The sequence below is a fragment of the Ramlibacter agri genome (genome assembly GCF_012927085.1).
GTDB lineage: Bacteria > Pseudomonadota > Gammaproteobacteria > Burkholderiales > Burkholderiaceae_C > Ramlibacter > Ramlibacter agri.
In genome coordinates this window covers 1902826-1923362 of the sequence record NZ_JABBFX010000001.1, presented here as the reverse complement: position 1 = coordinate 1923362, position 20537 = coordinate 1902826, and the positions used below count along the sequence as shown (strand labels likewise).

Annotated in this window: 19 protein-coding genes; 11 read left to right on the top strand and 8 right to left on the bottom strand. The window is 70.0% G+C overall.

Going from position 1 to position 20537, the window contains the following annotated elements:
• Nucleotides 1–26 precede the first annotated feature (26 nt).
• The 5 genes from HHL11_RS09315 (at nucleotide 27) to HHL11_RS09295 (ending at nucleotide 6567) form a co-directional block, all read left to right on the top strand.
• Nucleotides 27–725, top strand: a complete 699-nt coding sequence (locus HHL11_RS09315; RefSeq protein WP_169418120.1) for an SDR family NAD(P)-dependent oxidoreductase — start codon at nucleotides 27–29, stop codon at nucleotides 723–725.
• Nucleotides 726–947: 222 nt separating this feature from the next.
• Nucleotides 948–1259 carry a hypothetical protein gene (locus HHL11_RS09310; protein ID WP_169418119.1) on the top strand — a complete coding sequence of 104 codons (312 nt, stop codon included), beginning with the start codon at nucleotides 948–950 and terminating at the stop codon, nucleotides 1257–1259.
• Between the two features lie 108 nt (nucleotides 1260–1367).
• Nucleotides 1368–2048, top strand: coding sequence for a response regulator transcription factor (locus tag HHL11_RS09305; RefSeq protein ID WP_169418118.1), 681 nt, complete (start codon nucleotides 1368–1370; stop codon nucleotides 2046–2048).
• Nucleotides 2049–2128: 80 nt separating this feature from the next.
• The gene (locus tag HHL11_RS09300) at nucleotides 2129–3262 is read left to right on the top strand and encodes an adenylate/guanylate cyclase domain-containing response regulator (protein ID WP_169418117.1); all 1134 of its coding nucleotides are present in this window, start codon (nucleotides 2129–2131) and stop codon (nucleotides 3260–3262) included.
• Nucleotides 3259–6567, top strand: a complete 3309-nt coding sequence (locus HHL11_RS09295) for a response regulator (protein ID WP_169418116.1) — start codon at nucleotides 3259–3261, stop codon at nucleotides 6565–6567. Before HHL11_RS09300 ends, HHL11_RS09295 begins: the two co-directional genes overlap by 4 nt.
• 57 nt (nucleotides 6568–6624) lie before the next feature.
• Here HHL11_RS09295 and HHL11_RS09290 read toward each other — a convergent pair whose 3' ends face one another.
• A complete protein-coding gene (locus tag HHL11_RS09290; protein ID WP_169418115.1) occupies nucleotides 6625–9036 on the bottom strand; it encodes an ATP-binding protein in 2412 nt (803 codons plus the stop codon).
• A 72-nt stretch (nucleotides 9037–9108) separates the two neighbouring features.
• Here HHL11_RS09290 and crcB point away from each other — a divergent pair, with 72 nt between their 5' ends.
• Both crcB and HHL11_RS09280 read left to right on the top strand, forming a co-directional pair.
• On the top strand, nucleotides 9109–9489 hold the full coding sequence (crcB, locus tag HHL11_RS09285) for a fluoride efflux transporter CrcB (protein WP_169418114.1): 381 nt from the start codon (nucleotides 9109–9111) through the stop codon (nucleotides 9487–9489).
• Between the two features lie 85 nt (nucleotides 9490–9574).
• Nucleotides 9575–9901: a hypothetical protein gene (locus HHL11_RS09280; protein WP_169418113.1), complete on the top strand. Its 327-nt coding sequence runs from the start codon at nucleotides 9575–9577 to the stop codon at nucleotides 9899–9901.
• A gap of 6 nt (nucleotides 9902–9907) precedes the next feature.
• On the opposite strand, the gene HHL11_RS09275 is transcribed toward HHL11_RS09280, so the two are convergent.
• Nucleotides 9908–10636: a SapC family protein gene (locus tag HHL11_RS09275; RefSeq protein ID WP_169418112.1), complete on the bottom strand. Its 729-nt coding sequence runs from the start codon at nucleotides 10634–10636 to the stop codon at nucleotides 9908–9910.
• 17 nt (nucleotides 10637–10653) lie between these two features.
• Nucleotides 10654–11961, bottom strand: a complete 1308-nt coding sequence (locus tag HHL11_RS09270; RefSeq protein WP_169418111.1) for a hemolysin family protein — start codon at nucleotides 11959–11961, stop codon at nucleotides 10654–10656.
• Between the two features lie 68 nt (nucleotides 11962–12029).
• Between HHL11_RS09270 and HHL11_RS09265 the strand changes: the two genes are divergently transcribed.
• Nucleotides 12030–12860 carry a symmetrical bis(5'-nucleosyl)-tetraphosphatase gene (locus tag HHL11_RS09265; protein ID WP_169418110.1) on the top strand — a complete coding sequence of 277 codons (831 nt, stop codon included), beginning with the start codon at nucleotides 12030–12032 and terminating at the stop codon, nucleotides 12858–12860.
• A 37-nt stretch (nucleotides 12861–12897) separates the two neighbouring features.
• On the opposite strand, the gene HHL11_RS09260 is transcribed toward HHL11_RS09265, so the two are convergent.
• Entirely contained in the window at nucleotides 12898–14319 is a 1422-nt protein-coding gene (locus tag HHL11_RS09260) for a DEAD/DEAH box helicase (protein ID WP_169418109.1), read from the bottom strand.
• Between the two features lie 74 nt (nucleotides 14320–14393).
• Nucleotides 14394–15278: a KPN_02809 family neutral zinc metallopeptidase gene (gene ypfJ, locus HHL11_RS09255; RefSeq protein ID WP_169418108.1), complete on the bottom strand. Its 885-nt coding sequence runs from the start codon at nucleotides 15276–15278 to the stop codon at nucleotides 14394–14396.
• Between the two features lie 28 nt (nucleotides 15279–15306).
• Between ypfJ and pcp the strand changes: the two genes are divergently transcribed.
• On the top strand, nucleotides 15307–15975 hold the full coding sequence (gene pcp, locus HHL11_RS09250) for a pyroglutamyl-peptidase I (protein ID WP_169418107.1): 669 nt from the start codon (nucleotides 15307–15309) through the stop codon (nucleotides 15973–15975).
• A 28-nt stretch (nucleotides 15976–16003) separates the two neighbouring features.
• Here the strand turns inward: pcp and HHL11_RS09245 are convergent, their stop codons facing one another.
• The 3 genes from HHL11_RS09245 to HHL11_RS09235 are packed head-to-tail and all read right to left on the bottom strand — an operon-like array spanning nucleotide 16004 to nucleotide 18642.
• The gene (locus HHL11_RS09245) at nucleotides 16004–16675 is read right to left on the bottom strand and encodes a glutathione S-transferase (protein ID WP_169418106.1); all 672 of its coding nucleotides are present in this window, start codon (nucleotides 16673–16675) and stop codon (nucleotides 16004–16006) included.
• 40 nt (nucleotides 16676–16715) lie between these two features.
• Nucleotides 16716–17693: a Bug family tripartite tricarboxylate transporter substrate binding protein gene (locus tag HHL11_RS09240; protein ID WP_169418105.1), complete on the bottom strand. Its 978-nt coding sequence runs from the start codon at nucleotides 17691–17693 to the stop codon at nucleotides 16716–16718.
• Nucleotides 17694–17709: 16 nt separating this feature from the next.
• Nucleotides 17710–18642, bottom strand: a complete 933-nt coding sequence (locus tag HHL11_RS09235; protein WP_169418104.1) for an ABC transporter substrate-binding protein — start codon at nucleotides 18640–18642, stop codon at nucleotides 17710–17712.
• A 136-nt stretch (nucleotides 18643–18778) separates the two neighbouring features.
• On the opposite strand from HHL11_RS09235, the gene HHL11_RS09230 reads away from it, so the two are divergent.
• Nucleotides 18779–19630: a 3',5'-nucleoside bisphosphate phosphatase gene (locus HHL11_RS09230; protein ID WP_169418103.1), complete on the top strand. Its 852-nt coding sequence runs from the start codon at nucleotides 18779–18781 to the stop codon at nucleotides 19628–19630.
• A complete protein-coding gene (locus tag HHL11_RS09225; protein WP_342593192.1) occupies nucleotides 19627–20532 on the top strand; it encodes a DMT family transporter in 906 nt (301 codons plus the stop codon). Before HHL11_RS09230 ends, HHL11_RS09225 begins: the two co-directional genes overlap by 4 nt.
• Nucleotides 20533–20537: the final 5 nt, after the last annotated feature.

Genomic DNA, 20537 nt, shown 5'->3' with positions numbered 1-20537 from the left:
TCGCGTCCTGAATCCACAATCGAGGGATGTCCAATCGTCTCGTCCTCATCACCGGCGCCGCCGGCCACCTGGGCCGCGCCGTCGCGGCGGAATTCGCGCGGGCTGGCGAGCGCCTCGCGCTGCTGGCGCGTTCGCGCGAGCAGTTGCAGGCGCTGTACGGCGCCGAGGATTCGCTGCACCTGTTCGTCGCCGCCGACCTGCTGGATCCGGCCAGCCTGCAGCAGGCCGTGCACAACCTGGAAGCGCGCGCCGGCGGCATCGACGTGCTCTGCAACGTCGCCGGCGGCTTTGCGATGGGCGACCCCGTGCATGCAACGGCGCCGGGCACCTGGCAGCAGATGCACGACATCAACGTGCGCACCCTGCTGAACGCGGTGCAGGCCGTGGTGCCCGGCATGGTGGCGCGCCGGCGCGGCAAAGTGGTCAACGTCGGCTCCTACGCCGCCTTGCAAGGCAGCGCGAACATGGGCGCCTACGTGGCCTCGAAGTCCGAAGTCATGCGCATCACCGAAGCCATGGCGGCGGAACTGCGCGAGCAGGGCGTCAACGTCAATTGCGTGCTGCCCACCATCATCGACACGCCCGACAACCGCGCCGCGATGCCGAAGGCCGACGCGGCGCGCTGGGTCGCGCCCGCGCAGCTGGCCAAGGTGATCTCCTTCCTCGCCTCCGACCCAGCCTCCGCGGTCCACGGCGCCTGCATCCCGGTGCGCGGACTCAGTTGAAAATTTCACGCTGAGGCCGCGCCGCGCACTGTCACGTCTGTCAGCCAAGTGCCCGCCTTGCGCGGGCATCTTCACGTGGATTAACAGGTTTTCGCGCACGCCACCGGCACCGCGCCTCCTACACGCCTGGACTGGTGCAAGCCGGAGCATTTCCTCCCGTAGCGCGGGAACAGACCTCCAGAAAGAAAGCTGACGAAGCGCTCCAACAACCGGGAGAACCTGATGAAAGTCCTAGTCGCCGTTATCGCTGCCGCCGCCGCGCTCGCCGCAGCCCCCACCTTCGCCCAGGACCTGGTCGCGCGCCAGGGCGAGGATTCCGTCCGCCTTTCGGACGGCGCTTGCCAGAGCGAGCTCGTGCTGAGCCGCCTCGAAGGCGAGCAGCAGACCGACTTCCACTCCGCCACGGCCGTGTTCCAGGGCAAGAACTTCCAGGCCTGCTGGCGCCAGATGGGCAACGTGGCCTTCCTCGTCTATGAAGACGGCGACCAGGGCATCATCCCCATCCAGGAACTCAAGCCCGAACTGGCCGCTTGAAAACCAACGGCATCATTCAGCTGACAGCCGGGCCATGACCCGGCCCTGCATGCAATATCCTCGACGGCACGGGCATCCCAGCCCGTGATTGTTGCCCACCGATAAAGCATGCGAGTTCTGATCGTCGAGGACGACCCGACAACCTCAGCCATGCTTGCGGGCCTCGTGCGCCGCGAGCACTGGCACCACCAGCAGGCCGAAGACCTGGCCAGCGCCTGGCAGGCGCTGCGCACCGCCGCGTTCGACATCCTGCTGCTGGACCTGAGCCTGCCCGATGGCGAGGGCACGGACCTGCTGCAAAAGATCCGCCGCGGCGCGCCTGGCGAGCTGCCGGACCCCAAGCTGCCGGTGCTGGTCATCTCGTCCCGTTCCCAGCTGCGCTCGCGCCTGATGGCGCTGGACCTGGGCGCCGACGGCTACGTCATCAAGCCCGTGCACCTGGATGAGGTGGGCGCCGTGATGCGCGCCTTGCTGCGCCGGCGCACCACCATCGCGGCCGGGCAGATCCGCCACCGCGACCTCGTGCTCGACCCGCAAAGCCGGCGCGTGCAACAGGCCGGCGCGCAGGTCGACCTGACCGAACAGGAATTCGCGGTCCTGCTGGCGCTGATGGAAGATCGGCCCCGGCCGCTGTCGCGCGCCGACATCCAGGCCCGCAGCGGCAACCGCGTCGGCGACGGCAACGCCGTCGAAGTGCATGTGCACCACTTGCGCCGCAAGCTCGGCGACAGCCTGATCCAGACCGTGCGCGGGGTCGGCTACCGCGTGCCGCCCGACTCGCGTAGCTGAGCGACCACAGGCGGGCGGTAAGATGCCGTCGAGGCGCGCCGCAGTCGGGCGCGCCAAGCTACACCAAGGAATTTCCCCCCATGGCATGGATCGTTCTGATGGAGGACGACGCGGCCACACGCACGCTCGTCAGCTCGGTGCTGAGGAAGGACGGCCACGAGGTTGCCCAGGCCGAAAACGGCCGCGCCGGCCTGCTGCTGTGCGCCGGCCGCAGGCCCGACCTGGTGATCAGCGACGTGCAGATGCCCGAAATGAACGGGTTCGACATGCTGGCCCAGCTGCGCCAGACGCCGGAGCTGGCCGCCACGCCCGTCATCCTGCTCACCTCCCTGCAGGAGCGCGCGCACATGCGCATCGGCATGACTTCGGGCGCCGATGACTACATCACCAAGCCCTTCCGCCCCGGCGAGCTGCGCGACGCAGTCAGTGCCCAGCTGAACAAGCGGCAGGTGCAGGCCAACCTGCAGGCGCTGGCCATCGAATCGGCCGTGCAGCATGCGCTGGTGGAGCAGCGCCACGAGCTGGCGCGGCTGTACGAAACGCGGCTGGCGCACGAACTCAGCGAGCGCTGGCCCACGGGCGCCGGCGGCACCGGCGACGAGCGCTTCGACTCGGCCACGGTGCTGTTCGTCGACATCCCGCGCTACGCCGAAGTCGCGCAGAAGCTGGAACCGAACGAACTGGCCGAGCTGGTCAAGAAGTTCTACGGCAGCGCCAACGACGCCGCCCACCTGTTCGGCGCGCGGCACATGCAGTTCATCGGCGAAGGCCTGCTGGCCGTCTTCTGCGACGACAACAACACGCGGACCGTCAACCACGGACTGCGCGCGGCCCGCACTGCGCTGGGCCTGGTGGAAGCGGGACGCGGCATCGCCAAGTTGCTGGAGAGCAACTATCCCGGGCGTTCGCTGCCGCCCTTCTCCGTGAACGTGGCGCTGAACAGCGGCCCGGTCACGCTGACCTTGCTGCAGGACGGCCTGCATGGCGGCGAACAGAAGCTGCCGGTGGGCGACGTGGTGAGCACGACGATGGCGCTGCAGCGCCAGGCGCAGGGGCTGGGCTGGCCCGCGGTCGTGAGCGTCACGACCCTGCGCATGGTGACGGGCGCGGTGCGCACCGAGCGCCGCGCCCTGCTGGAGCTGCCTGGCCGCGGCCAGCCGGTCGACGCGGCCGAACTCGTCGGCCTGGCGCCGCCGGCGGGCGAAGAGGAATGAGCCGCATGGTGCCGCTGGGGCGGGTCCTGACCGCACCGATGGTGCTGCTGGCCACCGTGCCGGCACTGGCGGTGGCCTGGCTGCTGGGGCACGCCGCCAACGATTCGGTCGAGGAACTGGCCGGCCGCCTGCTGACCCAGGTGGCCGCCGTCGTGCAGGCCGGCACCGAGCACCAGTTCGCGCAGGCGAACGATGCGATGAACGGCCTGTTCCCCGAACGCCCCGGCGCGGCGGACCTCGAGCGCGCCCGCCAGTGGCTGCGCGAGCCGGCCCGCTTCGAGCCGATGGCTTTCGTGCTGGCGCGCCAGTCGACCGGGGTGCGCGCCGTGCACTTCGCCAACCTGCGCGGCGAATATTTCGGCCTGACGGCCACGCCGGATGGCATCCAGGTCGGCCAGCGCGGGGCGGCCGGTGCCGGCTTCAGTTCCTGGCTGGCGCGCGAGCCCGGCGACCGCAGCCACCCGCTCGCGGTGGCCAGCGCCGGCTTCGAGCCGCGCACCAGCCCCTGGTACCGCGCCGCGATGGAAGCGCGCGGGCGCGTCTTCACGCCGGTCCGCACGGCCCCGGACGGCCGCCAGCTCATGGTGAGCCTGGCGCAGCCGGTGTTCGACACCGACGGTGGCGCGGCCGGCGTGTTCGCCGCCGACCTTTACCTGGCGCAGCTCGGCACCATGCTGCGCACGCAGCACATCAGCTCCCATGGCGGCGCCTTCGTCGTCGACGAACGCGGCGCGCTGGCGGCCAGCTCCGCCGGCGATGCGCTGGTCGCGCCCGGCGGCGCGCTGCGCAGCCCGCGCGACAGCGCCAACCCCGTCATCCGCGCCGGCTTCGCGGCGCTGGAAGGCCTGCGCGCGCAGCGCGACGCCGACAGCGTGCAGGCCGACACGCGGCTGCAGCGCATCGCCGCCCCAGGCGGCGCGGTGCTGATGATGGCTCGGCCCTTCGGCGAAGCCTACGGCCTGCACTGGACGCTGGTGGTGGCGGCGCCCGAGAGCGACTTCACCGGCGACATCCAGCGCGCCATGCGCAACGCCGTGATCTGGGGCGCAGGCCTGGTCATCCTGGGCACGCTGATCGCCTTCCTGCTCGCACGCGGCTTCGGCAAGCGCCTGGGCCGGCTGTCGGCCGCGGCCGAACAGCTGGGGCGCGGCGAGGTGCCGCCGGTCGAGGGCGGCACGCGCATCCGCGAACTGCATCGCCTGGGCGAGGTGCTGCATGACAGCGGCGAGCAGCTGCAGTCCTACCGCCGCCAGGTGGAAGCCGACGCCGTCGCGCTGCAGCAGGCCAACGAGACGCTGGAAGCGCGGGTGGCCAAGCGCACCGCGGAACTGGAAGCCTCGCGCGAGGAGGCGCTGGCCGCCGCGCAGGCCAAGGCCGCCTTCCTCGCCACCATGAGCCACGAGATCCGCACGCCGCTGAACGGCGTGGTGGGCATGAGCACGCTGCTGGCCGAGACGCCGCTGAACCCGGAGCAGCGCGACTACCTGCAGACGATCCGCGTCTCCAGCGACCAGCTGCTGGCGGTGATCAACGACGTGCTCGACTTCTCCAAGATCGAATCGGGCAAGCTGGACCTGGAATCCGAGCCGCTCAGCGTGCGCGGCGCCGTCGAAGAGGCCTGCGACATCGCCGCGCCGCGGGCGCGCGACAAGGGCCTGGAGCTGATCATCGACATCCCCGAACATGGCCCCGGCGCCGTGCCGGGCGCGATCAAGGGCGACATCACGCGCATCCGCCAGGTGCTGATCAACCTGGTGAACAACGCCGTGAAGTTCACCGCGCGCGGCGAGGTGGCGGTGCACCTGCGTTCGCGCGCGGCACCCGATGGCTCGGGGCGCGCGCTGCTGGAGTTCCGCGTCAGCGACACCGGCATCGGCATCCCGCCCGAGCGGCAGCAGGCGCTGTTCTCCGCCTTCACGCAGGGCGATGCGTCCACCACGCGCAAGTACGGCGGCACCGGCCTGGGCCTGGCGATCTGCAAGCGCCTGGTGGAGCTGATGGGCGGCGAGATCGGCGTGGAGAGCGAAGCGGGCCGCGGGTCCACCTTCTGGTTCACGCTGCCGGCGACGGTGACCGAACTGACCGAGGCGCTGCAGCCGATCGACGCCGGCCGGCTGAAGGCGATCCGCGTGCTGGTGGTGGACGACCACCAGACCAACGTGCGCGTGCTCACGCGCCAGCTGCAGCTGTGGGGCATGGAAGTGCGCTCGGCCGAGTCGGGCGCCGACGCGCTGGACCTGCTGCGGGCGATGACCGCGCTGCCGGACGTGATCGTCACCGACATGCACATGCCGGAGATGGATGGCGTGGCGCTGGCGAGCGAACTCAAGGCCGACACGCGCTTCGCGCGCATTCCGCTCGTGCTCCTCAGCTCCGGCTTCATGCCGGCGGGCGACGAGACCGCGGCGCTGTTCCAGGCGCGGCTCCTGAAGCCGGCGCGCCAGAACCAGCTGTTCGAGACCATCCTGCGCTGCGTCACCGCGGAGGAGTCGGCTGCCAGTGGCGCCGCCGTCGCCGGCGGCTCGGTGCGCAAGGACGCCACGGTGCTGGTGGCCGACGACAACGCGGTCAACCTGAAGGTGGCCTGCGCGATGCTGATGAAGCTGGGCTACGAAATGCGCACCGCCACCGATGGCCGCGAGGCCGTGGAAGCCGTGGCGCACGCGGCAGCGCATGGCCAGCGCATCGACGCCATCCTGATGGACGTCAACATGCCGGACGTCGACGGCCTGCAGGCCACGCGGCAGATCCAGGCCGCGCGCGGCAAGGCGGCACCGCCGATCATTGCCGTGACCGCGGCAGCTTCGGCCGAGGACCGCGAGCGCTGCGAGGCGGCCGGCATGGACGACTACCTCACCAAGCCGCTGCAGGTGGCGGCGCTGGCGCAAGCGCTCGAGAAGTGGATTGCCGGGCGCGCCCTTGCTGCCCCGCCGGCACCCGCAGCCGCCGCGGTGCCCGAAGCGGCGCTGGTCGACTTCGCACGGCTGGAGGAGTTCCGCGAGTTCGACGACGAGGAACTGACGATGACGAAGGAAGTCATCGCGCTGTTCCTGCAGGACACGCCGGTGCGGCTGGACGCCATCGACGCCGCGCTGGCGGCGCACGACGCAGGCGCGCTGGCGACGGCGGCCCATGCGCTGAAGGGCGCGGCGGGCAACGTGGGCGCGACGGCGCTGCATGTCGCGTCGGGCGAGCTGGAGGCGCAGGCGAAGGAAGGGGTTCCGGCCGATGGCGCGGAACGTGCAGCACGTTTGCGCAGCCTCTGGGAGGGGACGCGCGAGGCCGTGCAGGGCTGGCCGGACTGACGGTCGTCCGGGCCGCGGTCCCGCGCGGTGCGCAGCAAGGCTGCGCACCCTGCGGACTCAAACCGCGCGGCTCGCCGGCAGGCTGAACCAGAACGTCGCGCCCGCCCCCGCACTGCCCTCGGCCCACATGCGGCCGCCATGCCGCTCCACCACGCGGCGCGCGAGCGCCAGCCCGATGCCGTTGCCCTCGAATTCGTCGGCGGCATGCAGGCGCTGGAAGGCGGTGAACAGGCGGCCCGCAAAAGCTGGATCGAAGCCGGAGCCGTTGTCGCGCACGTAGAAGGCGAGCTCGCTGCCGCGGGGCTCGCAGCCCACCACGATGCGCCCCTGCGCCTGCCGGCCGGTGAACTTCACGGCGTTGGACAGCAGGTTCCACCAGACCTGGCGCAGGCTCGCCGGGTCCGCATGCACGGAAGGCAAGGGCCCGATCTCCACCTGCATGCAGGGCGGCGGCTGCAGCTGCGCGAGGATCTCGCGCACCAGCGCCTCCTGCCTCACCGTGCGCTCCGCCAGCTCGCCCTTGCCGGCATGCGCGACGGCCAGCAGGCCATCGATCATGCGGCCCATCTGCGCGGTATTGGCGGCGATGCGGTCCACCAGCCGGCGCACGCGCTCCGGGTCGCGCTGCAGCAGGCCGGGCAAGGCGTCGGCAAAGCCTTCGATGGCCCGCAGCGGCGCGCGCAGGTCGTGCGCCACCGAATAGGAGAAGGCCTCCAGCGATTCGTTGGCCGCGGCGAGCTCGCGCGTGCGGTCGGACACGCGCTCCTCCAGTTGCTCGTTGGCCTCGCTCAGCGCCAGCTGCGCCTGCTTCAGCGGCGTCACGTCCACCGTGCAACCGTGCCACAGCTCGCCGCCGTCGGCGCGATCGGGTTGCGAATACGTGAGGTAGTGGCGCACGCCGGTCGACAACACCACGCGGTATTCGATGGCGATCGGGCCCAGGCGCGCGGCGGCCTCTTCCAGCGCCCGATTCACCCCTGCCGCGTCCTCGGGGTGGATGCGCGCGAACACCGGTGCCGCGTCGATGCGCGCCTGCTCCGGCGTCACCTCGAACATCGGTTCGATGGCATCGCTCGCGAAGGGCAGCGTGATGGGCCCCGGCGGATGCACGCGCATCTGGAAGATCATGCCGGGGATGTTGCGCGCGAGCTTTTCCAGCAACGTGCGGTGGCGCGATTCGCTCTCGCGCAGCTCGTGTTCCAGCGCCGGCAGCCGGTCCAGCATGTGGTTGAACTGGCGCGCGACGCGGGCCAGTTCGCGCGGGCCGCCTTCCGGCGCGCGGCGCTCGGCTTCGCCGGCCGCCACGGCTTCGGCGGCTCGCGCCAGCGCGTGCATCGGGCCGGCGATGCGACGCACCAGCGCCGTGATCAGCAGGCTGGCCGCCAGCAGCACCGCCAGCGTCAGGCCCAGCGCCCGCAGCACGCCCACGCGCACCGGCCCGAAGGTGCGGCCCACGTCGACGCCCGCGATGGCGACCAGCCCCGAATTGCCGACCGCCCGCATTCCATAGAAGCGCTCGACGCCGTCGATGCCACGCGCCGTGAGCGAGTTGCCGCCGCGCTGCAGCACCTCGACGAAGCGCGCGAGGTTCGGCATCTGCCGGCCGACCAGCCCCGGAACGAGCGGGTCGCGCGCCAGCACGTAGCCTCCGACCGTGACCAGCGCGGAACTCACGCCCTGCTGCGCATCGGCCTGCACCAGTCGCTCCAGCATGTCCTCGGCCAGCACCAGCTGCAGGCTGCCGGCTCCGTCAGGCAGCGGCAACGTGAGCGCCAGCGCGAAGCCTTCCGGCACCACGAAGGCCGGGCTCAGCAGGCCTTGTGGCAGTCCGCGCAGGGCCTCGACGGCTACCCGCACATGGCGGTCGGGCCGGGCGGCGCAGACCGCATCGCCGCGCGCGTCGAGCACGACGAGGTTGGCCAGGTCGCCATGCAGCGAGACCAGCTGGTCCAGCAGCGGGTCGCAGCGGCCCGCGTCCAGCGCCTGCACCAGTGGACGCTGCGCCAGCTGGCGGCCCAGGCGCCTTTGCTGGTCGAGGGTGGCCAGGGCGTCCGTCGCCGTGCTGCTGGCGACGCCCTGGACCAGCGCATTGGCTTCCTCCACCCGGCCGTGCGTCTGGCGCACCAGGTTGTAGCCAAGCAGCACCACCAGCGGCGCCGCCGTCACCAGCACCAGGCCGGTGAGCAGCACGCGCAGGCTGGCGCCGGCGCGCAACGGCAGTTCCGCGGCTTCGCGGCGCGTGCGGCGCGAGGCCAGCACGAACACCAGCACCGCGGTGGCCGTGACGAAGCCCGCGCCCTTCCAGGTCTGGAAGCGCGTCAGCGCCTCGGCGCTGGAGAACAGCAGGATGCCGGTTTCGTCGGAGAAGGCGATCCACAGCAGTCCCACGGCCAGGTAGGCCAACGCCAGCAGCGCGGCGAACGGACGGTCCGGGGCGGGGGAAGGTGCTGGCTTCTTGTTCTCGTGCATGGCGGCTGCGCCAGGACATTCTTGCAGACCGGTCCTCTGGGCGGTGGGAGTCCAGCGTGTATAAGAGCGGCCATGCTGAGCTCCATCGTTTCCATCAGCGTGGGCGCCGCCCTGGGCGCGCTGCTGCGCTGGGTCCTGTCCACCCGGCTCAATGCCCTCTGGCCCAACCTCCCGCTCGGGACGCTGGCGGCCAACCTGCTGGGGGGCTACGTCATCGGCATCGCGGCCGCCTGGCTGGCGATGCGGCCGGAGCTGCCGCCGCAGGTGCGCCTGTTCGTGATCACCGGCTTCCTGGGCGGCCTGACGACGTTCTCCACCTTTTCGGCCGAGGTCGTGATGCAACTGCAGCAAGGTCAACCGGGGTGGGCGCTCACAATCGCGGCGGTCCACCTGGCAGGCTCTCTACTGTTGACCGGCCTGGGCTTCGCGACGGTTCGAGCCCTGGCCGGGTGAGGTCCTGTTGTTTAAGCAAAAGGCTGAGTTGCGCGCCGCGATTCGCCCTAATGGCCGAGCTTGAGGCAGGAGGACACTTTCCTCCATGTCACTGTTTCTGGAACCCTTGCGCCGGTTGTTGGGCGCCGTCGGCGTCAGGGGATGGGCTCCCTTGCGGCCGCCCGAGGAGTTCCATCTCGGTGGGGACCTGATCTACCGGCTGAAAGCCTGGCCGCGCCTGCCCGAGGCGGGCCGCACGCTGGACATCTACCGGGTGCTGTCCGTCATGAGCAGCCGGCCGGTGAACCGGCAGTGGATCCTGTCGCGCGTGCGCATGGAGCCGCACAAGCTGGAAGAGATGCTGCGCCAGTGGGTGTCGGAAGGCGCGCTGGAGGTCATCGACCCCCGCCGCTTCGCGCAGTCGGGGGCCTGACGCCGGTCACTGCTGTTGCTGCGCCTGGGCGACCTTGTCGACCAGCCGCTGCATGTTCGACAGCGACAACAGGTGCATCGAGACCAGGTGCATCTCGCCGCTGCGGAACAGGGACAGCGCCACCGCGTCCGGCAGCGCCAGCAGCTTCTTCTCGTCGACCACCAGCAGGCTGCCCACGGTGAAGCTGCGGCCGTCCACCAGGTCGGCGCGCGCATTCATTTCGGTCAGCAGGCCCGCCTGCTCCAGCCGCTGGCAGAAGGCTTCGGTGCGCACGTACTCGCGCTGGTACTGCGTCAGGAAGTCCAGCGCGTTGCGCAGGTAAGGCGTGTCGCGGCCCTCGGCATCGAACAGCGCCTCGCCTTCCGTCTCGTTGAGGCCGGGGTAGGCTTCGTCGATGCAGACGCCCAGCGACTGTCCCGGCAGCTCCGCCAGCACGAAGGGATAGCGGCGCACGAAGGCCGGCACGTAGCGGCCGGTCCAGCGGTCCTGCGCGTCGACGAACAGGTTCTCGCGGCTGCGCAGCCCCAGCATCACCACCGGCACGATCCTGCCGTTGCCGCCGCGCGTGAAGACCACGGCGTATTCCTTGCAGGCCTCGCCGAACTCGACGCCGGCCAGGTACAGCGAATTGGCCTTGCGGGCGAAGCCGAAGCTGGTGCTGGGGCGCACGCGCCGCTGGCGATGCCGCACGCGATCCAGCAGCACCGGCTTCTCGTAGTACATGCTCTCGGCCATCTCTCGTTCCCCTCTCGTCAAGCGCCGGCGCCGGCCGGCTCGCTCTGCGGCATGGCCTGGGCCATGACCTTGTCGATGCGGCGGCCGTCGAGGTCCACCACCTCGAACACCCAGTCGCCTGCCTCGATGCGCTCGCCGGTCGTTGGCAGGCTGCCCGACACCGCCATCAGCAGGCCGGCCAGCGTGTTGTAGCGGCCCTTGTCCTCTTCCGGCAGCTCGCGGATGTCCAGCCGCGCCTTCAGTTCGGAGATGGGCATGAGGCCATCGAGCAGCCAGGAGCCGTCCTCGCGCTGCGTCGCCCAGCCTTCGGTGGCCACCTCGGGCTGCAGTTCGCCGGTGATCGCCTCCAGCAGGTCGTGCGGGGTGAGCAGGCCCTGCACCACGCCGTATTCGTCCACCACGAACACGATGCGCGCGGCCTCGGTGCGGAAGTGCTCCAGCAGTTCCATGCCGCTCAAGGTCTCCGGCACGAAGCGCGCCGGCTGCACGTGCGGCTCGACCGGGCCGTCGTGGTCCAGGCCCTGCGCGAGCAGCCGTGCGACGCTGATCACGCCGACGACGTCATCCAGCGAATTGCGGCACACGGGATACCAGCTGTGCGGCTCGTCCTGGCCCGCGCGCTTGAGGCAGTCGCGCACGGACAGCGACGCATCGAGCCACTTCACGTCCAGGCGCGGCACCATCATCGAGGTGAGCGGCCGGTCGTCGAGGTGGAACACGTTGCGCACCATCTGGTGCTCGTGCTGCTCGATGACGCCGGCGTCCACGCCCTCTTCCAGGCTGTGGGCGATCTCCTCCTCGGTCATGCCGCGCTTGGTGTCGGTGTCGATGGCCAGGATCTTCAGGATGGCCTGGGTCGACGCCGACAGCAGCTTCACGAAAGGACCGGCGGCCTTGGCCAGGAAGCGCATGGGGCGCGCGGCCCAGCGCGCCACGGTCTCCGGATAGAGCTGGCCGATGCGCTTGGGCACCAGCTCGCCCAGCAGGATGGTGACGTAGGTGATCGCCGCCACCACGATGGCCGTGGCCAGCCAGCCGGCCGTGCGCGCCGGCACGCCGTGCGCCTGCAGCCAGGTGGCGAGTTCGGCGCTGAAGGCCGCCTCGCCGATGATGCCGTTGAGGATGCCGATGGACGTGATGCCCACCTGCACGGTCGAAAGGAACTGGGTCGGGCGGTCCAGCAGCTGCAGCGCGGCCTCGGCGCCCTTGTCACCGGATTCGGCCATGGCGCCCAGCCGCGCCCGCCGGCTGGAGGCGAGCGCCATCTCGGACATGGCGAACAGGCCGTTGACAACCGTCAGGAACGCAATGAGCAGGAAATCCATGAATGGCGACAGAATGGAACGTTGGGACTTTACCGCAGCCCTGCCGCTGGACGGGGCGGCGCATACCGATGGCGAACTACCTGATTGGCGACCTCCAGGGTTGCGACGCACCGCTTGCGCGGCTGCTGGCGAAGATCGGCTTCTCGGCCAGCCGCGACACGCTCTACCTGCTGGGCGACCTCGTGAACCGCGGGCCGGCTTCGGCCGCCGTACTGCGCCGGCTGATGGGCTACGGCGACGCGGCGCAATGCCTGCTGGGCAACCACGACCTGAGCCTGCTGGCGATCGCGCACGGCGACCGCGCGCCGCACCGCAACGACACGATGGACGAGATCCTGCAGGCGGCTGACCGCGACGCCATGCTGGATTGGCTGCGCCATCGCGCCATGGCGATCCACGCCCACGGCATCCTGATGGTGCACGGCGGCGTGCTGCCGTCCTGGGATTTGAAGCAGTCGCTGGCGCTGGCCGGCGAGGTGGAGCGCGTGCTGCGCGGGCCGGCGCTGGGCGACTTCCTTTCCCACATGTACGGCAACCAGCCGGACCGCTGGGACGACCAGCTCACGGGCTTCGAGCGGCTGCGGGTGATCGTGAACGCGCTGACGCGGCTGCGCTTCTGCACGCCGGAAGGGGCGATGGACCTGCGCGCCTCGGGCGGCCTGCACAAGGCGCCGCCGGGGCTGCTGCCGTGGTTCGACGTGCCGGATCGCCAGACGGCCAACGTCACCATCGCCTTCGGGCACTGGTCGACGCTGGGCTACCTGCGGCGCGACAACATCATCGCGCTGGATACGGGCTGCGTGTGGGGCGGGTGCCTGAGCACGCTGAAGCTCGCAGCGGATGGCCGCCACGAGCTGATCCAGGAGAAGTGCGAGCAGGCGCAGGCGCCGGGAGACTGATGCCCTGGGTCCCCGTCTGCGCGGGGATGACCCAGAGTCAAGCCGGCGTGTTCGCCTTGAACAGCGCCGCCAGCTTGCGCTTCGGCTTGATGTTCGACGACACGCGCCCACCGGCCGGCTTGGTGTTGGCGTCCCAGGAGGCCGCGGCCTCGCGTTCCGGGGCTTCGTAGGGCTGGTCGAAGAAGGGATCCTTGGGCGCGGACGCGGGCCGCGACTCGCGGCGGCGCTCCTCGTAGGAACCGCGGCGGTCCTCTTCCTCGTCGCGCTCGCGCCAGGCACGGCGGCCGTCGTTGATGCGGCCGCGCGGGCGCTCGTCGTCGAACTCCATCGGCTCGATCTCGACCTTGCGCTTCAACAGCTTCTCGAGATCGGCCATCAGGCGCTGGTCGCCAGGCGCCACCAGCGTCACCGCCAGGCCCGAAGCGCCGGCGCGGCCGGTGCGGCCGATGCGGTGCACGTAGTCCTCAGGGTTGAACGGCACGTCGAAGTTGAACACCGCCGGCACGTCCTTGATGTCCAGGCCGCGGGCGGCGACGTCGGTCGCCACCAGCAGGTCGACTTCGCCCTTCTTGAAGGCGTCCAGCGACTTCAGGCGCTCGTCCTGGCTCTTGTCGCCGTGCAGCGCGGTGGTCTTCAGGCCCTCGCGCTCCAGCGTGCGGGCAAGGCGCGCGCAACCGAGCTTGCTGTTGACGAACACGAAGGCCTGGGTGATCCCGCGCTGGCGCACGATCTGCTTGATCGCGCGCCGCTTGTCATCGTCCGTGACGCTGAAGAAATGCTGTTCGACGGTGGAGGCCGTGGCGTTCGGCTTCGACACCTCGATGGTCACCGGGTCCTGCAGGTAGCTGTTGGCCAGCCGCTTGATCTCGGGCGAGAAGGTGGCCGAGAACAGCAGCGTGGTGCGCTGCTTGGGCAGATACGACAGGATGCGTTGCAGGTCCGGCAGGAAGCCGATGTCCAGCATGCGGTCGGCCTCGTCCAGCACCACGTATTCCACCTGGTTCAGGACGGCGTTCTTGGCCTCGATGTGATCCAGCAGCCGGCCCGGCGTGGCGACCAGCACCTCGACGCCGCGCTTCAGTTCCGCCGTCTGCGGCTTCATGTCCATGCCACCGAACACCACGGCGCTGCGCAGGTTGGTGTACTTGGCGTACAGCTTGACCTGCTGGGCCACCTGGTCCGCCAGTTCGCGGGTGGGCAGCAGCACCAGTGCCCGCACCGGGTGCCGCGCCGGCGAGGTGGAGGCGTTTTCGTGCTTCAGCATCCGCTGCAGCAGCGGCAGCGAGAACGCCGCTGTCTTGCCGGTGCCGGTCTGGGCCGCGCCCATGACGTCTTTCCCCGTGAGCACCACGGGGATGGCCTGCGCCTGGATGGGCGTCATCTGCTCGTACCCCATTTCGGCCACGGCGCGGGCCAGGGGTTCGGCGAGGGAGAGTTTGGAAAAGGCTGATTCGGACATCGGAGCCGGCTATTGTCGCATTCCTGCAAAAACCGTGCCTCAGCACAGTTTGCAGGCCTCCCGTGACGCTTTCTTTACGGGTGTGCGGCGCCGAAAGTATCGCAAGCCTTCACGCTGCCGGTCTTGAAGCCGGTGTCGAACCAATGCTGCCGCTGCGCGCTGGTGCCGTGGGTGAAACTCTCCGGCACGACGGCACGGCCGGCGTTGCGCTGCAGGGCGTCGTCGCCGATCTGCTTGGCCGCGTTCATCGCCTCCTCGATGTCTCCCTGCTCCAGGATGTTGCGCTCGCGCTGGGCATGGTGGCCCCACACGCCGGCCAGGCAGTCGGCCTGCAGTTCCACGCGCACGCTCATCGCGTTGGCCTGGGCTTCGGTCTGGCGCTGCCGCGCGCGGTCCACCTTGCCGGTGATGCCCAGTTCGTTCTGCACGTGGTGGCCCACCTCGTGCGCGATCACGTAGGCCTGCGCGAAGTCGCCGGGCGCGCCCAGGCGGTTCTTCAGCGTGTCGTAGAAGCTCAGGTCGATGTAGACCTTCTGGTCCGCGGGGCAGTAGAAGGGGCCCATCGCCGCCTGGCCAGCGCCGCAGCCGGTGCGGATCGCGCCGCGGTACAGCACGAGCTTCGGCGGGTGATAGGTGGCGCCGCCCTGGCGGAACAGTTCGGTCCACACGTCTTCGGTGTCCGCCAGCACGGTGCTGACGAATTTGGCCTGCTGGTCGTTGGCCGGCGGCGGATGGGCCGGACCCTGGTGCTGCACCTGCGCCTGCTGGCCGCCGCCACTGAGCATGGACAGCAGGGTCAGCGGATTCACGCCCAGCACCGCCCCGCCGATGAGGGCGACGACGATCGTGCCGATGCCGATCGCGCCCGTACCGATGCCGAAGCCGCCACCGCCGCCGCCCCCGGAGGAGTCGCGGTAGTCTTCGACGTTCGATGATTCGCGGTTGCCTTCCCAGCGCATTTCCGTTCCCCTGCTGTAGAGTGAGTCGATGGTAAGTACACCGAGCCCGGCCTTGCGTAGTCCGCCATCCGTACTGGTTACCGGTTTCGATCCCTTCGGCGGGAGCGCCGTCAACCCCAGCTGGCAGGCTGTGCAGGCGCTGGATGGTCGCACAATCGCCGGCCACCGCATCGTCGGCGCCGAAGTGCCCACGGTGTTCGGACAGTCATTGCAGAGGCTGCGCGTGCTGATGGAGCAGCACCGGCCGCGCCTGGTGGTCTGCACCGGCCAGGCCGGCGGCCGCGGCGCCCTTTCACTGGAACGGGTGGCGATCAACGTCAACGATGCGCGGATCGCCGACAACGCCGGCGCGCAGCCGGTGGACACGGCGATCGTCGAGGGCGGGCCCGCCGCCTATTTCACCGGGCTGCCGATCAAGGCGATGCTGAAGGCGCTGCTGGACGCCGGGATCAACGCCGAGGTTTCGCAGACCGCCGGCACCTTCGTCTGCAACCACGTCTTTTACGGTCTGATGCACCTGCTGGCCCAGCCGGCCTGGCAGGGCGTGCGCGGCGGCCTGGTCCACGTGCCCTTCCTGCCGGAACAGGGGCAGCCGTCGATGCATGTGGACCAGATCGTGCAGGGCCTCGAACTGGCGATCGAGGTGGCTTTGACGACCGAGCACGACATCCGGAAAGAGGCTGGCGCGCTTTCCTAGGGTGCGCAGCTCCGCTGCGCACCTGCGCTCACCCCACGACGTCGAACGGGCCGCCCTTCGCGAGGGCCCGTTCATACGCCGGCCGTGCGTGGCAGCGCGAAAGAAAAGCCAGCAGGTTCGGATGGCGCTGGTCCAGCCCGCCGCGCGCCTGCGCCGCCTCCAGCGGAAAACTCATCTGGATGTCGGCGGCCGTGAGGCTGTCGCCGGCAAACCAGTCGCGGCCGGCCAGTTCGCCTTCCAGGTAGGCCAGGTGGCGGTCGATCTGCGGCTGCACGAAGCCGCCGCGGGCCTTCTCCGCGATGCCGCGCGCCACCGGCCGCGCCAGGAAAGGCATCTTCGCCCGCCCGATGCGGTCGAACACCAGCTTCAGCAGCAGCGGCGGCATCAGCGAGCCCTCCGCGTAATGCATCCAGTAGGTGTAGCGGATGCGCTCCGGCGTGCCCGCCGCGGGCGCGAACCGGCCCGCGCCATGGCGCTCCACCAGGTATTCGAGGATCGCGCCGGATTCGGCCAGCGTCAGCTCGCCATCGGTGATCACCGGCGACTTCCCCAGCGGATGCACCTTGCGCAACTCCGGCGGCGCCAGCAGCGTCTGCGGGTCGCGCTCGTAGAAGCGCACCTCGTACGGCAGTTCCAGTTCTTCCAGCAGCCACAGCACGCGCTGCGATCTCGAGTTGTTCAGGTGGTGGACGGTGATCATGGGACGCAAGTGGACCAGACCGCGGCACCCCTGCCAACACCTAGTTCATCTGGACGTCGACCTTCTTCAGCGTCTCGCGCCAGTAGCTGTCTTCGCTGCGGACGTAGTCGCGCAGCTCCGGCAGCGACATGTCGATGGTCTCGGCGCCCATCTCCGTCACGCGCTTCTTCACCTCGGGGTCGGCCAGCGACTTGCGGATAGCCAGGTTCAGGCGTTCCAGCACCGGCTCGGGCGTGTCCCGGGGCGCGAAGACCGCCAGCCACGAGTAGACGCCGAAGCCGATGCCGGATTCCTTCAAGGTCGGCAACTCCGGCAAGGCTTCCGCCCGGTTCGGTGAGGTGACGGCCAGCGCCCGCACCAGGCCCTTGTCGATCAGCGGCTTGGCCGTCGCCAGCACGGCGAACATCACCTGCACCTGGCCGCCGATCAGGTCGGTCACGGCCGGTCCCTCTCCGCGGTAGGGCACGTGCCGCATGGGCGTGCCGGTCGCCTGCCGGAAGATTTCGCCGTTCAGGTGCGGGCTGGAACCCGCGCCGCCGGAGGCGAAGGTCAGGCCGCCAGGCACGCTCTTGCCGTAGGCGATCAGTTCCTTGACGTTGTGGACCGGCAGCGACTTGTTGACGATCAGGACGCCCGGGTTGCGGCCGATCATCGCCACCGGCACGAAGTCACGCTGGAACCGGTAGTCGAGCTTCGCGTAGAGGTAGGAATTGATGATGCCCGAGAGCCCGCTCGCCGACAGCGTGTAGCCGTCGGCCTTGGCCTTCGCCACGTACGACACGCCGATGTTGCCGTTGGCGCCCGGCCGGTTCTCGATCACGACGGACGTGCCCAGCGTCTCGTTGGCCTTGGCCAGCGCGACCCGCGTCAGGGCGTCGCTGCTGCCGCCGGCCGGATAGTTGACGACGACGTGCACCGGCCGCGCCGGCCATTCTTCCGCCCCTGCAGCGCCCGGCGACGCCAGGGCCAGCACCAGGGCCACGCCGGGCACAACATGCGATTGCCTGAAGAAATCCATCATCGTTCCTTGTGAATCACTCGATGAGTGCGTCGGCCTCGTCGACCAGGCTGGCGGGGAGTGCCAGGCCCAGCGCGCGCGCGGACCGCAGGTTGATCGTCATCGGCCCTTTCAGGGACCGGTCGACCGGGATCTCCGCCGGTGAGGCCCCTTGCAGGATGCGTTCCGCCACCTGCGCCATCATCGGCCAGCCGCGCTTCTTGGGCGCATTGAAGGCGGCGAGCCCGCCGCCGCGGGCAATGGACAGCTGGTTGCCGACGGCGGCAATGCCCGCGGCCAGGAACATGCGCCCCAGGTGCTCGCCATTGCGGTTGAAGAATTCGTGCGGGCCGACGACGGCGCCGCCACAGCCATCGCGGCGCATGGCATCGATGGCAGGCTGCAATTGCTCCACTTGCGTGGCTTCGTAGACGCCGAACTCCAGCGCCATGGCCTCGGCGGCCTCGCGCAGGTCGCGCAGCACCGCCGGGGCCGGCGAATAGCTCGGGTTGTAGAGATGGCCGATTCGCTTCAGTCCAGCGACGGCCAGCTTGAGCAGCCGCACCTTCGTCCACTGGTTGTAGGGCTCGTAGGTGAAGCCGGTGAAATGGCCGCCCGGGCGCCGGTGGCTTTCGATGAGCCCGGCTTCCACCATGTCGGTCGCCCAGCAGATGACGGGCACCGCCTTGCCCGTGGCGGCCATCGTTTCCTTGAGCGCGATGTTGGGATTGGTCAGGAAGGAACAGACCAGGTCCGGGCCGGCCGCCAGCATCTCCCGGACCTGTTGCCAGGTCAGTGCCTTGTCGCGTTGGCCATAGCGCTCGTCGTACACGACGTCACGGCCTTCCTCGTAGCCCAGCCGCGCCATCGCGGCCTTGAAATCGGCGACGTCTTCCGTGTTCACGAAGGGGTCGCCCAGCGGCACGTAGTGGATCAGCCCGATGCGATAGGGGCGGGTGGGGGTCTTCATGGCCGGCGATGATAGTCCGTTCCACAAATGGGAGCAACCGTTCTACATTTGCGAACCTGAACCAGCATCCGCTCCGGGCCGGGCTGGCGAAGACCCGGCTCCTGCGCGGATGCCACCCCGCCGGTAAAATGGGAGCGTGTCCCCCCTCAACGCCGACCTGCACTGCCACTCCGTTGTTTCCGACGGCACCCTGACCCCGGAAGAACTGGCCGCGCGCGCCGCCGCCAACGGCGTGGAGCTGTGGGCGCTGACGGACCACGACGAAATCGGCGGCCAGCACCGCGCTGCCGCCGCCGCCCACGCCAAGGGCATGCGCTACCTCACCGGCACCGAGATCTCGGTCACCTTCGCCGGCGAGACGGTGCACATCGTCGGCCTCGGCTTCGATCCGGACGACGCGGAGATGCAGCGCGGGCTGCAGCAGACGCGCGGCGGCCGCGGCGGCCGCGCGCAGGAAATTTCCGCCGGCCTGGCGCAGGCGGGCATCCCGAACGCCTACGAAGGCGCGCTCAAGTACGTGGGCAACCCGGACCTGATCTCGCGCACCCACTTCGCCCGCTACCTGGTCGAAGCCGGCATCTGCAAGGACACCAACGAGGTGTTCCGCCGCTTCCTCACCGAAGGCAAGCCCGGCTTCGTGCCGCACCGCTGGGCGAACCTGAAGGACGCCGTGCAGTGGATCACCGCCGCTGGCGGCGTGGCCGTCATCGCGCACCCGGCGCGCTACCGGTTCACCGCCAACGAGGAGTACGCCCTCTTCACCGAGTTCAAGGCCCACGGCGGCCGCGGGGTGGAGGTGGTGACCGGCAGCCACACGACGGCCGAAGCGAACAAGTACGCCGGCACCGCCCGCGAATTCGGCCTGGCGGCCTCGCGCGGCAGCGATTTCCACAGCCCCGACGAAAGCCACACCGACCTCGGCAAGCTGCCGCCCCTCCCCGCCGACCTGGTGCCGGTGTGGGACCTGCTGGCCGATCGCATCCGGTGACGGCGCAGGCGGCCATCCTGCCGCTCGCGCGGCCGCATGCGCTGGCCGGCATCGCACTGGTCATCGCCGCCAGCGCCTGCTTCTCGGTCCTCGACACGACCACCAAGTACGTCAGCGCCGGCGTGCCGATCCTGATGGCGCTGTGGTTCCGCTATTTCTTCCAGGCCGTGGCCACGACGGCGGTCGTGCTGCCGCTGCGCGGTATGCAGGTGTGGCGCACCCGGCGCCTGGGCTGGCAGCTGGTGCGGGGTGTGCTGCTGCTGGCCAGCAGCGTGCTGTCGTTCACCAGCCTGCGCTACCTGCCGGTGGGCGAGTTCACCGCCATGGTCATGATCACGCCGCTGGTCATCACGCTGCTGGCCGCGCGCCTGCTGCACGAGCGCGTGTCGCCGCTGCGCTGGGCGCTGGTGGTCGGCGGCTTCACCGGCACGCTCATCATCATCCGCCCGGGCGGCGGCACCTTCGGCTGGGCCAGCCTGCTGCCGCTGGCGCTGGTGGCCAGCAACGCGGCCTTCCAGGTGCTCACCAGCAAGCTGGCGCGCACCGAAGATCCGGTGACCATGCACCTCTACACGGGCTGGACCGGCACCGCGGCCGCCTTCCTGATGCTGCCCTTCGTCTGGACGGCGGTGCCCGACCCGTGGCTCTGGGCCTGCATGTGCCTCATGGGCCTGATGGGCACGGTCGGCCATTTCCTGCTGATCCTGGCCTACTACCGCGCGCCCGCGGCCGTGCTCACGCCCTACCTCTACACGCAGATCGGCTTTGCGATGATCGGCGGCGTCCTGGTTTTCGGCCATGTGCCGGACCACCTGTCGCTGCTGGGAATCGGCATGATCGCGTTCTGCGGCGCCGCCGGCGCCTGGCTCACGGTGCGGGAGCGCCGCGCCGCCGCGAGCTGACAGCC

Coding starts and splice junctions, on each gene's coding strand:
- HHL11_RS09300 (WP_169418117.1), top strand. CDS start 2,129: ATGGCATGGATCGTTCTGATGGAGGACGACGCGGCCACACGCACGCTC.
- HHL11_RS09275 (WP_169418112.1), bottom strand. CDS start 10,636: ATGGCCGAGAGCATGTACTACGAGAAGCCGGTGCTGCTGGATCGCGTG.
- HHL11_RS09295 (WP_169418116.1), top strand. CDS start 3,259: ATGAGCCGCATGGTGCCGCTGGGGCGGGTCCTGACCGCACCGATGGTG.
- HHL11_RS09290 (WP_169418115.1), bottom strand. CDS start 9,036: ATGCACGAGAACAAGAAGCCAGCACCTTCCCCCGCCCCGGACCGTCCG.
- HHL11_RS09245 (WP_169418106.1), bottom strand. CDS start 16,675: ATGATCACCGTCCACCACCTGAACAACTCGAGATCGCAGCGCGTGCTG.
- ypfJ (WP_169418108.1), bottom strand. CDS start 15,278: ATGCGCTGGGAAGGCAACCGCGAATCATCGAACGTCGAAGACTACCGC.
- HHL11_RS09265 (WP_169418110.1), top strand. CDS start 12,030: ATGGCGAACTACCTGATTGGCGACCTCCAGGGTTGCGACGCACCGCTT.
- HHL11_RS09260 (WP_169418109.1), bottom strand. CDS start 14,319: ATGTCCGAATCAGCCTTTTCCAAACTCTCCCTCGCCGAACCCCTGGCC.
- HHL11_RS09240 (WP_169418105.1), bottom strand. CDS start 17,693: ATGGATTTCTTCAGGCAATCGCATGTTGTGCCCGGCGTGGCCCTGGTG.
- crcB (WP_169418114.1), top strand. CDS start 9,109: ATGCTGAGCTCCATCGTTTCCATCAGCGTGGGCGCCGCCCTGGGCGCG.
- HHL11_RS09310 (WP_169418119.1), top strand. CDS start 948: ATGAAAGTCCTAGTCGCCGTTATCGCTGCCGCCGCCGCGCTCGCCGCA.
- HHL11_RS09305 (WP_169418118.1), top strand. CDS start 1,368: ATGCGAGTTCTGATCGTCGAGGACGACCCGACAACCTCAGCCATGCTT.
- HHL11_RS09270 (WP_169418111.1), bottom strand. CDS start 11,961: ATGGATTTCCTGCTCATTGCGTTCCTGACGGTTGTCAACGGCCTGTTC.
- HHL11_RS09235 (WP_169418104.1), bottom strand. CDS start 18,642: ATGAAGACCCCCACCCGCCCCTATCGCATCGGGCTGATCCACTACGTG.
- pcp (WP_169418107.1), top strand. CDS start 15,307: ATGGTAAGTACACCGAGCCCGGCCTTGCGTAGTCCGCCATCCGTACTG.
- HHL11_RS09280 (WP_169418113.1), top strand. CDS start 9,575: ATGTCACTGTTTCTGGAACCCTTGCGCCGGTTGTTGGGCGCCGTCGGC.
- HHL11_RS09315 (WP_169418120.1), top strand. CDS start 27: ATGTCCAATCGTCTCGTCCTCATCACCGGCGCCGCCGGCCACCTGGGC.